This is a genomic window from Sinomicrobium oceani (assembly GCF_900119185.1).
Classification (GTDB): domain Bacteria; phylum Bacteroidota; class Bacteroidia; order Flavobacteriales; family Flavobacteriaceae; genus Sinomicrobium; species Sinomicrobium oceani.
In genome coordinates this window covers 14,841-30,385 of the sequence record NZ_FPJE01000036.1, presented here as the reverse complement: position 1 = coordinate 30,385, position 15,545 = coordinate 14,841, and the positions used below count along the sequence as shown (strand labels likewise).

The following is a 15,545-nucleotide window of genomic DNA, read 5'->3' as shown; positions in this document are numbered from 1 at the left end:
AATAATCGCAAGTAATCAAAAATATGAATTCTTTTTTAATACGACTTTTTACATTGAACTATCAGTTACCCGTCATTGTACTATTGTACTTTATGGCGCTGACCTCTGCAAGTGCCCAGGAGAAAATTCTCGATAAAAACCTCGATCTGCGTATGGAAGAAGTGACTGTAAAACAGGTACTGGATGCTATAGAAGAACAAACAGGATACGAATTCAGTTACAGCCCGGATATGATCGATCTCGAAAAAAGAGTAACGGTATCCTATCAGGGTGTCCGGTTGCAACAAGTGCTCCGGGATATCCTCGGTACACAGGCCGGGGGAATCCGGGTGGACGGGCGCCAGATACGTCTGCAACCCCGGAGAGGATTCGGGACGATACGAGGTGTGGTACGGGGAGATGACGGGTTGCCTGTGCCTTATGCTTTTGTAAGTATATCGAATACCAATTCGGCCCATACAGACGAGGAAGGGGTATATGTCATGCATGATGTGGAAGCCGGAAACAGGAAGGTAAACATCAGTGCCGTAGGATTTAACAAAGCGTCTGCCCAGGTCGATGTTTTTAGCGGACAGACAGTGACTCTCGATGTTATGCTTACCCAGAACAACCATCTTTCGGAAGTGGTGGTTACTGCCGGAAGGGTAAAAGAGAGTATTGATGAAGTACCTTCTTCCGTGACGATTCTGGGAGCCGGGGATATCGAAGATCAGATGAACATCAATACGTCGATCAGTGATATTCTAAGTTTTACCATACCGGGTCTGGGGCCTACCAGCAATAAGGCAACAAATTCAGGACAGACGCTACGGGGAAGGAGTGTATTGGTACTGATTGACGGTATTCCGCAGTCGACTCCTTTACTCAATGGAAACCGGGACATCCGTTCGCTTGACCCTATGGTGATCCGTAGGGTGGAAGTTATAAAAGGAGCTACATCTATCTACGGTAACGGTTCCGGAGGAGGTATTATCAATTATATTACTAAAAATCCGGAATCCGATAAGAAAATAAGCGGGCAAACCCTGGTCGGAGCGTCCGGGCATGTTTTTCACCCTTCGAACTCACTGGGATATCGTGTATCTCAGCTATTCAACGGAAAGCTGGATAAATTTTCTTATGTAGTCAGCGGAACGTATAATTCCATAGGTATATTCAGGGATGGTGATGGTAACGTTCTGGCTTATGACGACGGACTTTCCGAATCGTACTCTGCCAATGTATATGCGAAGGCAGCATACGACTTTACACCCTCGGCCAAACTGACGGTAGCTTATAATTACTTCAGGAGTATGCAGGATACCGATTATATCAACCAGCCCGGTACGTATCCGGAGCGTCCTGCATACGGTGTAAAAGGAGAAAACCCCGGGGCACCTTCAGGAACTCCTCAGAATCATAATGTATATCTCAGTTACAGGCATGACGATCTTTTCGGGGATACTTCTATGGAATTTTCGGCCTACTATAACCGCTTTCTTTCTACCAACCGCTATATAGAAAGTGCCTCCGGCTGGTACGGACCGGGACAGTCGCAGATCAGTTCCATCAAAAAGGGATTGCGCCTGAACCTGCATACCCCGTGGCAGTTTGGCCAAAAGGTTACCGGGAACGTAGTTTATGGAGCGGATATTCTGGGGGACGTTACCAGCCAGCCCCTGCTCGACGGCCGGGTGTATGTTCCGGATATGGATATGACCAATGTTGCCCCGTATCTGCAGGTAAAGGCTACACTATGGGATGATTTTGTATTTAAAGGTGGTTTGCGTTATGAAAATGCTAGTGTAAAGGTCAAAGATTTTCAGACGCTCCCTAAGGGGCCCGACGGGGAAGGCAGTATTGGCGTAACCGGTGGAACCATAAATTACAAGGCTACGATGTTCAATGCCGGGCTGCGATACACCAGGTTTGATTATTTCAATCCGTTTGTGAGTTTTTCCCAGGCCTTCGGTCTGAACGAACTGGGGAGAGTAGTGCGTGCCGCCGAAGAAAGTACGCTGTCCGACCTTAAAACAGATGCCATTATTACCAATAATTATGAGGTTGGAGCAGACAGCCGTTTTTCCGTATTTCATCTTACGGGGGCTTTTTATGTGAGCACTTCAAAACTCGGCGCCAATCTTGTGGCCAACGAATACGGAACGCTCATTCCCAAAAGAGCTCCGGAGCGTATACACGGTTTTGAGTTCACAGCCGATGCCCATATCAACCCGCAATGGTCTCTCGGGGCTACCTATGCTTATGTAGAAGGTAAGGCCGAGCAGGAAGACGGGAGTAGAGTGTTCCTGGGGTACTCCCGTATAGCACCGCCCAAGGCTACGGCAAACGTACAGTATAAGCCGTCAGACCGTTTTAAGATACAATTGTTCTGGGTGTATACCGGGCATCGAGATCGTTTTGCACCACAGGAAAACGGGATGTACCGTACGGGAGAAGGACCGGTGCATTCGGTGAACCTTTTTAACCTGAATAGTACCTTCAAAATTACGGAAGCCTTTAAATGCAGCCTGGGTGTTGAAAACCTTTTTAATAATTCCTATTATCCTTTTTACAGTCAGTACAGTGCACACAACGACCGTTACTATATGGGATACGGAACGCGGGCGAGTCTTAACTTTACCTATTCGTTTTAATTAAAGACCACGGTTTATGTTTTCGAAATTAAATGCATGGCTTCATCTCTGGCTGGGACTTATCACCGGAATCGTTGTGTTGGTAGTAAGTCTCACCGGTTGTGTGTATGTATTTGTCGATGAGATCAAGGCTGTGGTTTATGAAGATCGTCTCTTTGTTACACCTGCTGAGGACGGGAGGAAACCTTTGTCGGAAATGTTGGATAATGCCGGTGCAGCCCTGGGTCCCGAATACGAAATAAGCCGTTGCGATCTCTTTCCCGCACCGGATAGGAGCTGGGTTTTCAGAGCTATGGATGTCGATCCTGATGGTATAGGGCATTGGAATTATTTCCGGTATTACTACCGTGTCTATGTCAACCCCTACACCGCAGAGGTCATCCGTGTAGAGGATACCCGGAACGAATTTTTTCAGCTTATACTCAGTCTGCACATGAATCTGCTACTCGGAAAGAAAGCCGGTCATTATGTAGTCGGGTATTCCGTGCTTATATTCGTTTTTCTTTTGCTTAGCGGACTTGTACTATGGTGGCCCAGAAAATGGAACCTAAGGACACTGAAGCAAAGTTTAAAGGTAAAATGGAATGCCCGTTTTAAACGCCTGAACTATGATCTGCATAACGTATGGGGATTTTACATACTCATCCCGGCACTGGTGCTTGCTGTTACCGGACTGGTTTATACGTTTTCATGGGTGGAGAATACCTTATACGTTACATTCAGCGGTGGAGGGGAAAAACCGGAAAAGCATATTCCTGTGTCCCACCCTGCGAAGGATGATTCCCTGCATACTCTGGACCGGGCACTGATCGATGTACTTGACAGGTTTCCCGGCGCAGATATGGTTTCCATAAGGTTTAGGAGTTCGGAGACCGCGCCTTACGATTTTCAGGTCAGAAAAGAAAAGGGAAGGACCTATCACTTCGACTGGAGCTATTACGACCGGGGCACTGGAGATTTTTTATGGAGTTATGATACGGCTGACCTCAATACGGCCCAGAAAGTCAGGGCCATGAATTTCGATCTTCACGTAGGTTCTTTTATGGGGTTGGGGAGTAAGATACTGATGTTTGTCGTATCGCTGATTTGTGCCTCATTACCTGTTACCGGTTTTTTGATATGGTATAACAGGACATGGAAAAAAAAGAAGCCGGGGAAGGCTTGACAACAATGCTGTTTGCCTGGCGATGAAGGTTTCCTAAACAGATAGAATACAGCCGGGTGTAATGAGATGTATTACTGCTTCAAAAAAAATCCCTTGCAAACAACTTGTTTGCAAGGGATTTTAAAGTGGAGTCGGAGAGAATCGAACTCTCGTCCAAACAGGCAATCAAAATGCTTTCTACGTGCTTAGTTTTCGTTTGTTTTTCGACATAGGGCTGACCGAAAACCGCCTATCCTATGCTTAGCTTCTTAAGGTTTAAAACACTGACGAAGCTACAGTGTTTCTATGTTGACTTTTATGGTGCCTCCTTGCGGACCGCCGTCAACAAGGGCTATCCGGAGACATCCTGCTTTTCCGCCTTGCGGAAACTTGGCTAAATCCTACTATAATTCAGATTACGCAGCAAGAGCGTAGTTATTCTCGCCATTTAAAAGGTGTGAAACATGAGATTTAAGAGCTGTGTCCCGGCGCTCTGCATGCTTACATTTCAATTCGACCCGCTGTCAAAACCAGTCGACCCCAGTATGTAAAGAACGTTGTCTTTTAATTTGAGGACAAAGGTACGAAAAATTATTCATCGAAAACCTTGTAGGTCATCATAACAACGGTTACATTTGGTTCAAAGAGTATGCCAAAGGATTAAAAACGTCTCATTATATGAAAATAGGAATTGTCAAGGAACGCAAAAATCCCCCGGACAAGCGCGTGGTACTTTCACCTGTGGCCTGCCGTAAAGTGAAGCAGCAGTTTCCTGATGTCGAGTTGTTTGTGGAACCGTCGGATATCAGGGTATTTCCCGATAAGGACTATGAAGACGCCGGGGTAACGCTGACCGGTGATGTTTCACATTGCGATGTTCTCCTTGGCGTTAAGGAAGTTCCTACGGAGGCTCTTATACCTGATAAAAAGTACTTTTTCTTTTCACATACGATAAAAAAGCAACCTTATAACCGAAAATTATTAGAGGCTATTCTCGATAGAAATATCGAGCTGTACGACCATGAAGTTATTACAGCGCCCAATGGGCAAAGACTTGTGGCATTTGGCCGATATGCCGGCATTGTGGGGGCATACAACGGCATCCGTGCTTATGGATTAAAGACCGGTCTGTTTACCATTCCTAAGGCGGAGACCCTTGCAGACCAGCAGGAGCTTATCGCTGTGCTGCGGAAAACCGAATTGCCTGCTGTTAAAATCCTGCTTACCGGGAAAGGAAGAGTAGGAGGAGGAGCCAAAGAAATGCTGGATGGTATGGGAGTTCGGGAAGTGCTTCCTGATGAGTACCTGACCGACAACTTCGCCGAGCCGGTGTATTGCCAGATCGATGTGCTGGATTATAACAAGCGGAAGGACGGTGCGAAAGCTTCTGCGGAGGATTTCTATAAACATCCGGAAGCCTACGAATCGGATTTCATGCGATTTGCCCGGGTTACCGATCTTTATATGGCCGGACATTTTTACGGGCAGGGGGCACCTTATTTATTTACACGCCAAGATGCGGCTACTTCCGGTTTTAAGATCAGTGTTGTGGCCGATATAAGTTGTGACATCGACGGGCCCGTAGCTTCGACTATCAGGGCTTCGACGATCGCCGATCCGGTATACGGTTACGATCGTGTAACAGGGGAGGAAACAGATTACAGGAAAGAAGGGGCTATAGCAGTTATGGCCGTTGATAATCTGCCTTGCGAATTGCCCAGAGATGCCAGTGAAGGTTTCGGAGATATGTTTATGACCTATGTCATTCCTGCATTTTTCAACGGTGACCAGGATGGCGTTCTGGAAAGGGCGCGTATGACTTTCGGAGGTAAGTTGACCGAACGTTTTGCTTATCTTCGGGATTATGTAGCCGGAAAATAAGCAGTCGTGCCAATCAGAGCGAAAATGCTTTGTACTGGGTTTTCTCTGTTTTAACGATAGGGTCTGCTTTATCTATTTTTTCCCGGGCCAGGTCTTCATCTTCTGCATCTGCTTCTGGTTCTTCCTGTACCTTTTCGGCTACCGGACGAAACTGCAGACTGGCATAGATAGGAAAGTGATCCGACCCTATACTCGGCAATCTCCTGATTTCATTGAGCATAAAATCTTTGGAGTGAAAAACATGATCCAGGGGCCAGCGCAGGAAAAAGTAATTGGCGTGAAATGTACTGAACATCCCCCGGCCGATCCTCGGATCGAGTAACCCGCTGATCTTTCGGAAAAGTATGGTGGTGTAAGACCAGGCTACATCGTTGAGGTCGCCGAATACCAATGTGGTCTCATCTGCTTTTTTCACTTTCTTCCCTACGAGCAGCAGTTCGGCATCCCTGTCCGTAGAAGTATCACTTTCCGTAGGGCTCGGAGGCATGGGATGCAGACAGTAAATTTTTACTTTTTTCCCTGAGGGAAGTTTTACATAGGCTTCGATGGAGGGGATATCATCCTTGATCAGAAATTTTGTTTTGGCATTTTCGAGCTCCAGGTTGGAGTAGAGATGCATTCCGTACAAATTATCCAGCGGGATCTTTACGGTATAGGGATAATCCTTCTCCAATTCGTCCAGTTTATCCTCCCACCATAAATCGGTTTCGAGGGTCAGGAACATGTTCGGTTTCTTTTTTCGGATAATCTCAATGAGTTTATCCGAATTTCTGTTGGGAGTCAGTACATTACTCACTAATACCGAAACCCGGTTCTCGGCATCCTGCTTTCCCTTAAACCGAATGACTTCCTGGTGGTAAAGCCTGGTATAGGGGAGTATTTTTGAAGTCTGAAAAATCAGGCAGGCCAGGAGGGCTGCTGCAAAAATATAATGGAAAGGACCGGAAAAATGGAAAAAGCAAAGACATAGGATGAACCCTGTCAATCCTATCAGCCATAATTGAAGTCTTGGAAAGTCGAAGATACGAATCCACCAATCGTCCCACCGGATTAGTGGGGCGAGTGTGGATATCATAAAGACGGAAGAAAGCACAAAGGCTGTTATTTCCGGTATTTGCATTAGTTATCGTGTTTGGCAATAACCCAGATAGCATGAATAATTCCCGGGAGGAATCCAAGTAAGGTTAAAAGAATGTTCAACCAGAAGGCTCCTTTAAGACCTACGGTCAGGAACACTCCTAATGGCGGTAAAAGAATGGCGCATATTAATCTCAGTATACTCATAATATGTATGGTTTTAAAAAGATTCTTACACTAAGATAGTCTTTTCCTTTATCAGAGACAATCAAACCCTATGTAAATTTTCCTTAATATTAAGTTTAATATACGTTAATATTTATTGTAGTGTTTTGATTGTCCGTGCTTATGGTTTGCTCCGGGATGCTGTGGGATTATAACGTGTTTATTGTTTTTCGGATGGCCACGAGATTGGTCATCAGCTTTTCCAGATGATCCAGGTGGAGCATATTGGCACCGTCACTCTTAGCGTTGGCGGGATCAAAATGGGTTTCGATAAACAAACCATCGACACCGTTTACTACACCGGCCCTGGCTATAGTCTCTATCATCTCCGGTCTTCCCCCGGTGACGCCACTGGTCTGATTGGGTTGCTGCAGGGAATGTGTGATATCGAGTACTACCGGAGCATATTTGCGCATCGTTGGGATTCCTCTGAAATCCACGATGAGGTCCTGATAGCCGAACATGGTGCCCCGGTCTGTAATCACGGCCTGCTCATTACCGCTGTCCAGCACTTTCTGTACGGCATGTTTCATACTTTCCGGACTCATAAATTGTCCTTTTTTGAGATTTATGGTTTTTCCGGTTTTGGCTGCAGCCACAACAAGATCGGTCTGGCGGACAAGGAAAGCCGGAATCTGTAGAATATCTACGTACGCAGCAGCTTTTTCGGCATCGTCTATTTCATGAATATCCGTAACCGTCGGGATGTGAAAGGTTTCAGATACTTTGCGGAGTATTTTCAATGCTTTTTCGTCCCCGATTCCGGTGAAACTGTCAATACGACTGCGATTAGCTTTCTTAAAACTACCTTTGAAGATATAAGGGATCTGTAATTTATCGGTAATACCGACCACCTTTTCCGCAATACGCATGGCCATATCTTCTCCTTCTATGGCACAGGGACCGGCCAGGAGAAAGAAGTTGTCGGCATCCGTATGTTTTATCTGTGGAATAGCTTCTATTTTCATAAGTGCTGAATTGTGTTATAAAGTTTCCCGTTCGCACAGGCAATGGGATATCGATGTAAAATTGTTGTTATTTTTTTCGTTGACGGATGACTTCATACAGAAAAACACCACAGGCCACGGATACATTGAGCGAACCGATATTACCGTACATAGGGAGTTTAGCCCTGTGGTCTGCCGATTTCATGACCGAGGGCGAAATACCCTTGTCTTCTGCCCCCATAACAATAGCCAGGGGGACGTCCAGGGGCACATCGTAAATCATATCTTCGGTTTTTTCTGTGGCAGCTACCACCTGAATGCCCGACGCCTGCATGTAGAAAACAGCATCCTTAATGTGATCGACTTTACAGATCGGGACGTTAAAAACGGCCCCGGCAGAAGTTTTAACGGTGTCTGCTGTTACAGGAGCTCCGCCTTTGTTCTGCACAATAATGCCATGAACACCGGTACATTCGGCTGTACGGATGATAGCCCCGAAATTGCGGACGTCAGAAAGCTGGTCGAGTAACAGGAAGAAAGGAGTTTCTCCCGATTCTACGGTGTTGATGACCAGGGTTTCGAGCGAATGAAATTCTACGGGAGATATATGGGCAATAACGCCCTGATGATTTTTTTTGCTGAGCCTGTCGAGTTTTTCCAGGGGAACATGAGATACGTTGATCTGTTCCTTCCGAAGCAAGGTTTCAAGTTCGGAAAACAAGGCGCCTTTCAATCCTTTCTGGATAAACACTTTATCGATGGCTTTTCCGGCATGTATAGCTTCTATTACTGCACGTATACCGAATATCTGATAGTCTTTTTGCATCTTGCAAAGGTACGAAAAAGAAGTCTTGCTTTATCGGCGTATAAAGAAAGGCAGATAGCAGCGGCATTTACCGGTTTGCAACACCCGAAACAGACTATGTGCTCTTTGAGGGGAGATGGGAAGTCCTGTTACTCTTTACTTTCGTCGGGAAAGCTTGCCCGTGTATGCTTACATCCTCGAACATGGTACAGGCAGTTTGCATAAGTGTGTTCTGATTTTTTTTAATGTGAATAGGAGACCGTAAAAATCAAGGAGGCAGATTTCATGATCACTAATGTTCGTTCAATCTGCTACAGTGTTGTTTTTAAGGTGAAAAAGTAATTTAAATGCGTTTTTATTAATTTTTTGATAGTAACGCATCAGCATATCCTGTTAAAAAGGAAGTGAAGGCCGTGAAGGAGAATGTTGTTTTATCTTCCTCATTTTGCCAAAAAATCCTATATTGACAGAATGAAAACGGGGGAATTATAGCAGGCATAATATCGATATACTACATTTTTTTTGTAAAAAACTGTTAGTCAGTATGTTTTCGCCCGGAGGGAGCATGAAAATCGTTTCCTTCTCCGCTTTAAGTCTCAACGTCTCTACTTTTTTTTATTTTAGTAAACCAAACGAAATTCCTTGCCCCTAACAAAAAAGGAGTTCTGCTTGATAAAACCTATTTATGAACCTGAAGAAATTTCCGTTTTACAGACAGTTGGATCAAATGGATTGCGGTCCTACCTGTCTCCGGATGATAGCTAAGTATTACGGGAGATCTTACGCTACCGATTTTTTGCGCCGTAAGGCCAACATTACCAGAGAAGGTGTTTCTCTCGGGGGGATAGCCGAAGCTGCCGAAAGTATCGGCTTTCATTCTCTTGCCGTAAGTATCGATTTCAAGACCCTTGAGGAGGAAGTACCACTGCCTTGCATTGCTCATTGGCGACAAAGGCATTTTGTTGTTATTTATGCGATAAAAAAAGGAACGGTATTTGTTGCCGACCCTGCACATGGATTGGTCAAGTACAGTAGGGAAGAGTTTGTTGCCGGCTGGATAGGTAAAAGTGCCGATATGGACGATGAGGGTTATCTGCTCTTGCTCGAACCGACACCGAATTTTTACGAAACCGGGAGAGATACCAAGGTCGAATACGGTTTCAGATTCCTGTTCTGGTATTTCAAACCGTATAAAAAACACCTTACCCAATTGTTCCTCGGGTTGATTGTCGGGAGTCTTTTGCAGCTTATTTTTCCCTTTCTCACCCAGGCTGTGGTGGATTATGGTATAAATTATCAGAATCTCAACTTTGTTTATCTCGTACTGGTGGCACAGCTTACCCTTTTTATTTCCCAGACTACGGTAGAACTGATAAGAGGGTGGATCTTACTGCATGTGACCAGTCGGGTAAACATCAACCTGATATCTGACTTCCTCATCAAACTGATGCGGTTACCTATTGCCTTTTTCGATTCCAAAAATACGGGCGATATCATCCAGCGGATATACGATCATAACCGGATACAGAGCTTTCTGTCGACCACGACATTAAATACCTTGTTTTCCGCTTTTAATGTGATAATTTTCGGGGTTGTACTGGCGTATTACAATATGGGGATCTTTTTGGTATTCCTATTCGGTTCGATACTCTATATCGGCTGGACCCTCTTGTTTATGAAGAAGCGGGCCGAACTGGATTATAAACGTTTCGATCAGTCATCCGACAATCAGAGCAGCTTATATCAGTTGATATCCGGAATGCAGGAAATAAAACTCAACGGGTCCGAACGCCGGCGGCGATGGGAGTGGGAAGCCATACAGGTAAGGCTCTTCAAAATATCCATAAAGGGATTGTCGCTTTCCCAGACACAGAATACAGGAGGGAAATTTCTCAATGAACTGAAAAACATATTGATCACCTTTATAGCTGCCAAATCGGTCATAGAGGGAGATCTGACATTGGGTATGATGCTTTCGGTACAATATATTATAGGTCAGCTCAACCTCCCTATCAACAATTTTATCACCTTTATTCAGGCCGGACAGGATGCTAAGATAAGTTTGGAGCGGTTATCCGAAATTCACGCCAAGGATGATGAAGAAAACCCTTTTGACGACGATATCATTGATCTTCCGCAAGATAAAACAGTCAAATTTCAGCATGTCAGCTTCAGGTACGGGGGAAATTCTTCACCACTTGTCCTGGATGACCTTACTTTTGAAATTCCAGAAGGAAAGGTCACTGCGGTAGTAGGGGCGAGCGGAAGCGGAAAGACAACGCTTGTAAAACTCCTTCTCAAGTTTTACGATCCTACGGAGGGGACCATACAGGTAGGTAATGTGAGATTAAAAAACATGAATACCACGGTATGGCGAAAAGCATGCGGATCGGTCATGCAGGACGGATTTCTCTTCGGTGATACCATAGCCCGCAATATTACGGAGTCCGATTCGGAAGGGATTATCAGTAAGGAAAGGCTTATCCATGCCGTCAATGTAGCGAATATCGAGGAATTTATAGAAGAACAACCTTCCGGTTATAATACCAAAATAGGATCGAGTGGTGTAAATATCAGTGGGGGACAACGACAGCGGATCCTTATAGCCCGATCGGTATATAAAGACCCTAAATATATCTTTTTTGATGAAGCTACCAGTGCACTTGATGCGAACAATGAAAAAGTTATTATGGAAAACCTGGAGGAATTCTATAAGGGCAAGACCGTGGTTATCGTAGCTCACCGCCTGAGTACAGTAAAAAATGCCGATCAGATCATCGTGCTGGAAAAAGGAAAGATCATAGAACAGGGAACGCACAAAGAACTGGCAAAGAAAAAAGGAGCGTATTTTACCCTGGTAAAGAACCAGCTCGAACTTGGAGAATAATGAGTATACAAGCCCTTTAAATTCTTTTCGGAAAACCTATGAGTAAAGCTAAAGACAAAAAGAAAAAAATAGATTTCCTGGACGAACGCTCTGACCAGGTACAGGAAATTCTCGGGGAGGCACCACACTGGATGATCCGGTGGGGAACTACCGTGGTATTTATTATTGTAATCCTCCTTATTATAGGAAGTGCGCTCATCAGCTATGATGACATGATCACCGCACGTATCACCATAACAACCAAAATTCCCCCGGCATATATACAGGCGAACAGCAATGGGAAACTGACCAATTTGTACGTAGCAGCAGATCAGCCGGTGGTAGAAAACGAAATCCTTGCCGAAATAGAGAATACTGCAAATCTGCAGGATGTGTATTGGCTGAAAAGGAAGCTTTCGGATTTTACGCCCGAGTTGGTCCCTCCGGATTCGATACCCGGGATTTTTCCTCCGCACCTTCAGCTGGGAAGTATCCGGCAGGCGTATTCCAATTTTGCCTCGCAATATCAGAAGTATGTACTCTTTCACCTCCTGGAACCCAATAAGAAAGAGATTTTTGCCGCAACACAACAAATTGAAGAACAGTATGACCTTCTGAAAAAACAACAAAATCAGCTGGAATTATTTGCCCAGGAACTGGCCCTTTCCGAATCGGAATATGCCAGAAACAAGGCGCTGCTTGACAAAGGGGTAATCTCCAAATCGGAATTTGATGCGGTGTCCCGGAGTTATCTCGCTGATAAACAGCGGTATGAAAACCTGAAAAGCGCCATATCCAATACAAGGATATCCATTGCTTCCCTGAGCGGAAACAAAACCCAATCTACAATTACAGGTAAAGAACTGACCTATAGCTACAGGCAGGAACTGGAAGGCGGGTTGGAAATCCTTAAAAACGAGATCCATAACTGGGAACTGGCTTATGTACTGAAAAGTCCTATGAAAGGAAAAGTTTCTATGTTTGATATCAGGCACAAATACCAGAATGTCAAAGCAGGAGATATCGTATTTACGGTGGTGCCGGAAGAAACCGATTCTCTTATTGGACAGGTGACTATGCCGGTGCAAAACTCCGGTAAGGTTAAGGTAGGACAGGAAGTACTTATAAAACTGGATAATTATCCTTACGAAGAATGGGGCAGCTTACGTGGAGAAATTGTCGATATATCTGCTGTGCCAAAAAAAGGGGAAGCTATGTACTCTATTTATGTCAATGTCGGTAGCCTGGAAACATCTTTTGAAAAGAAATTGGAATTCCGCCAGGAAATGCAGGGAAATGCAGAGATCATTACGGAAGAACTCAGCATTTTACAACGTATATTTTATCAGCTTACAAAAATATTTTCCCGTAACACTTAAGATTCGTAGATTTTTTCCTATATTGAAAGTCCGAATCTTAAACATTACAACCGTGAAAAAAAGAAGCCTTAAATCGTTAAAGCTGAACAAGAAGACAATTTCCAATTTCACCCCTGAAAACATAAAAGGAGGGGAAGACTGGCCAACCTATGGCTGTGGAGATTCCTGGCCACCGGCATGTTCGGCGGTAAGACCTTGTATAGGATAATATCCTGACATCAGACTCCCCTTGTTCAAGGGGAGTATTCTACTGATATGTTTAGAAAACCATGTTGTCCGTTTTCTCCCCGGACAGGTCCGGATGAGAAAATATGGAGAATCTATCTGGCACTTAAATTCCTTACTTATGAAAAAAAAGAAGCTTAAAAATCTGAACCTGAATAAAATAATTATCAGTCAACTTGATCCTCAAAATACAGATCATATCCGTGGTGGGGTTACCGGGCTTACCTGTCAGAGTTGTCCCGGACCGACACAATCCATAAAAGGAGAGTGCCCGACAGTATGTAACAATTAAAATGTCGATCATGAAGAAAAAAAGTTTGAATAGTCTGAAACTAAACAAGCAGACGGTCTCTGCACTTCATTCAGGTACCGTACGCGGAGGAGACTGGATAAGTTATGGCTGCGGAAATAGTTGGTGGCCGGTTTGTGATCCGCCAACCCAAAAAAATTGTGATCCGGCTACCGGCGACGGTAATTGTGGAGGAACTACGGGAGGGTGCCCGTAAAGAGCACCTGTTTTCGGTAAAGAAAATTGTTTTTGAAATATAAATGTTGAGTATTGGCTGCCCCGGGGGGTAAAATCCTGGGGTGGCTTTTCTTTTTAACGTTAAAAAAGGAAAATCACAGGTAGTTCTAAGCTAATTTTTATAAATTAGAAGAGTCCTAACCAAAAACAGACCTCATTATGAAAAAAAAGAAGCTTACACGAAAACTCATTCTCAAAAAAGAAAAAGTATCTAATCTGGATGAAATCAAGGGAGGATGGGAGACAGCCATAGGCTGTAATACCGATGAGTATGCTACCTGTGCTACGAATGATTGTGGAACCAATGGCTGCGGAACCGGTAATTGCGGAACGGGCGGATGTGTTACCGAATACAATTGTACCACCGATGTACATCCTGTTTCCGATCCCATTCATTGCAGAACATGCGGACCCTGCATGTAATTTCATTAAACTTAAGGTATTTAACCAAAGCTATATTCAAAATACTGGGATATAGCTTTGCTTGTATTTTAAAATTAGTTTTTCAGGAATTTTACGGATCTGTTTATCTGGTACAGGACATCACATAATATGACCAGAACCTACATTATCTTTATGCATGGAAAAGGAACTTTTGCACCAAAAGCTCAGCGAAATACACGCTATTCTCAAGGAAAAATATTCGGAAAATGATCAGACCGGGGTACTTGCGGGGATATCGGGAATTGCTCTGTTTCATTTTTATTACGCCAAATATACGGATACGGATGCGTTTGCCGATACAGGAGTTGAGGTACTCAGCAGTAGTATAGACCGAATCAATGAAGGATTCGGCTTTCCTACCTATTGCTCCGGACTGGCCGGTACCGGCTGGGTGCTGGACCATCTGGAACAGCAGGGTTTTATGGATGCCGAAAGTGATGAACTGCTCGGGGAACTCGACCCTTATCTGTACCGTGTGATGCGTTCTGACATGAAAAACGGAAATTATGATTTTCTTCACGGTGCCCTGGGCTATGGTTTTTATTTTTTTAAGCGTTACCGGAATACGGTCTCAGAGGAGCGAAGGCAGATATATGAAAATTACCTTGGGGAGCTCGTTGTCCTTTTACTGGATTTGGCAGAGACGGAAGGGAATACCGTAAAATGGCTTTCCACACTCGTACCGGAGACCGGCGAGACCGGGTATAACCTGAGTTTGTCTCACGGAATGTCGAGTATCGTTAACTTTTTGTCCAGGCTGTACGCGTATGAAACGTTCAGAGACCAGGTCGGGGAAATGCTGAAAGGAGGAATAGCCTTTATACGTAACTGCCGTAACAAAGACCAGAATGGGATTTCGTTGTTTCCGAGCTGGGTGAAAGCCGGAGAAGAAGGAGATAGTGTAAGTCGTCTGGCCTGGTGCTACGGCGATCTCGGTATAGGTATATCCCTGTGGCAGGCCTCCAGGCATTTAAAGGATGAGGAACTCCATGCAGAAGCCCTGGATATTCTCCGGCATGCCGCAGGCAGAACCTCGCCGGAAAGTCATATGGTCCGGGATGCCGGCGTTTGTCACGGCTCGTATGGCAATGCCCAGATGTTTAATCGGATGTATTCCGAAACAGGAGAGCAAATCTTCAGGGAAGCAGCAGATTTCTGGATCAGAGACGGACTCGAAAAAGCGGTGCACCCCGATGGCTATTCCGGTTATAAACAGTGGAAGGGCCGGGAGAGTGAATGGAAAGAAGAGTTAAACCTCCTCGAAGGAATAGCGGGAATAGGATTGAGTATCATTAGTCATTTGTCCGGAGACCATTCGTGGGATGAGTGCCTGATGATAGGTTGAGCAGAAATTTTCCCGCGATAAAATGTATTGAAATACCCATAACCAAAT

General features: G+C 44.7%; 14 protein-coding genes and 1 other RNA gene. 10 read left to right on the top strand and 5 right to left on the bottom strand.

Going from position 1 to position 15,545, the window contains the following annotated elements; translation table 11 throughout:
• The first annotated feature begins 23 nt into the window (after window positions 1-23).
• Window positions 24-2,633: a TonB-dependent receptor gene (locus tag BT112_RS20230; protein ID WP_217652449.1), complete on the top strand. Its 2,610-nt coding sequence runs from the start codon at window positions 24-26 to the stop codon at window positions 2,631-2,633.
• Window positions 2,634-2,649: 16 nt separating this feature from the next.
• On the top strand, window positions 2,650-3,798 hold the full coding sequence (locus BT112_RS20225) for a PepSY-associated TM helix domain-containing protein (protein WP_072319282.1): 1,149 nt from the start codon (window positions 2,650-2,652) through the stop codon (window positions 3,796-3,798).
• Window positions 3,799-3,921: 123 nt separating this feature from the next.
• Here BT112_RS20225 and ssrA read toward each other — a convergent pair.
• Window positions 3,922-4,319: a transfer-messenger RNA gene (ssrA, locus tag BT112_RS20220) on the bottom strand.
• A 136-nt stretch (window positions 4,320-4,455) separates the two neighbouring features.
• Between ssrA and BT112_RS20215 the strand changes: the two genes are divergently transcribed.
• Entirely contained in the window at window positions 4,456-5,658 is a 1,203-nt protein-coding gene (locus BT112_RS20215) for an NAD(P)-dependent oxidoreductase (protein WP_072319281.1), read from the top strand.
• Between the two features lie 13 nt (window positions 5,659-5,671).
• Here the strand turns inward: BT112_RS20215 and BT112_RS20210 are convergent, their stop codons facing one another.
• From BT112_RS20210 to rlmB, 4 genes are all read right to left on the bottom strand, one after another.
• On the bottom strand, window positions 5,672-6,778 hold the full coding sequence (locus BT112_RS20210) for an endonuclease/exonuclease/phosphatase family protein (RefSeq protein ID WP_072319280.1): 1,107 nt from the start codon (window positions 6,776-6,778) through the stop codon (window positions 5,672-5,674).
• Window positions 6,778-6,942 carry a YqaE/Pmp3 family membrane protein gene (locus tag BT112_RS20205; RefSeq protein ID WP_072319279.1) on the bottom strand — a complete coding sequence of 55 codons (165 nt, stop codon included), beginning with the start codon at window positions 6,940-6,942 and terminating at the stop codon, window positions 6,778-6,780. Before BT112_RS20205 ends, BT112_RS20210 begins: the two co-directional genes overlap by 1 nt.
• 167 nt (window positions 6,943-7,109) lie before the next feature.
• Window positions 7,110-7,928, bottom strand: coding sequence for a 3-deoxy-8-phosphooctulonate synthase (kdsA, locus tag BT112_RS20200; RefSeq protein ID WP_072319278.1), 819 nt, complete (start codon window positions 7,926-7,928; stop codon window positions 7,110-7,112).
• Window positions 7,929-7,995: 67 nt separating this feature from the next.
• A complete protein-coding gene (rlmB, locus tag BT112_RS20195) occupies window positions 7,996-8,733 on the bottom strand; it encodes a 23S rRNA (guanosine(2251)-2'-O)-methyltransferase RlmB (protein WP_072319277.1) in 738 nt (245 codons plus the stop codon).
• Between the two features lie 664 nt (window positions 8,734-9,397).
• On the opposite strand from rlmB, the gene BT112_RS20190 reads away from it, so the two are divergent.
• From BT112_RS20190 to BT112_RS20170, 7 genes are all read left to right on the top strand, one after another.
• Window positions 9,398-11,599, top strand: a complete 2,202-nt coding sequence (locus BT112_RS20190; protein ID WP_072319276.1) for a peptidase domain-containing ABC transporter — start codon at window positions 9,398-9,400, stop codon at window positions 11,597-11,599.
• A 38-nt stretch (window positions 11,600-11,637) separates the two neighbouring features.
• On the top strand, window positions 11,638-12,957 hold the full coding sequence (locus tag BT112_RS20185; RefSeq protein WP_072319275.1) for an HlyD family secretion protein: 1,320 nt from the start codon (window positions 11,638-11,640) through the stop codon (window positions 12,955-12,957).
• A 52-nt stretch (window positions 12,958-13,009) separates the two neighbouring features.
• Entirely contained in the window at window positions 13,010-13,165 is a 156-nt protein-coding gene (locus tag BT112_RS21935) for a hypothetical protein (protein ID WP_175545833.1), read from the top strand.
• Between the two features lie 93 nt (window positions 13,166-13,258).
• Window positions 13,259-13,474 (top strand): class I lanthipeptide, encoded by a 216-nt coding sequence (locus BT112_RS22250; RefSeq protein ID WP_072319274.1) that lies wholly within the window; start codon window positions 13,259-13,261, stop codon window positions 13,472-13,474.
• A gap of 10 nt (window positions 13,475-13,484) precedes the next feature.
• A complete protein-coding gene (locus tag BT112_RS21700) occupies window positions 13,485-13,688 on the top strand; it encodes a hypothetical protein (protein ID WP_139276323.1) in 204 nt (67 codons plus the stop codon).
• 179 nt (window positions 13,689-13,867) lie between these two features.
• A complete protein-coding gene (locus tag BT112_RS20175) occupies window positions 13,868-14,131 on the top strand; it encodes a class I lanthipeptide (RefSeq protein ID WP_072319273.1) in 264 nt (87 codons plus the stop codon).
• 157 nt (window positions 14,132-14,288) lie between these two features.
• Entirely contained in the window at window positions 14,289-15,497 is a 1,209-nt protein-coding gene (locus BT112_RS20170) for a lanthionine synthetase C family protein (protein WP_072319272.1), read from the top strand.
• The last annotated feature ends 48 nt before the right edge of the window (window positions 15,498-15,545 follow it).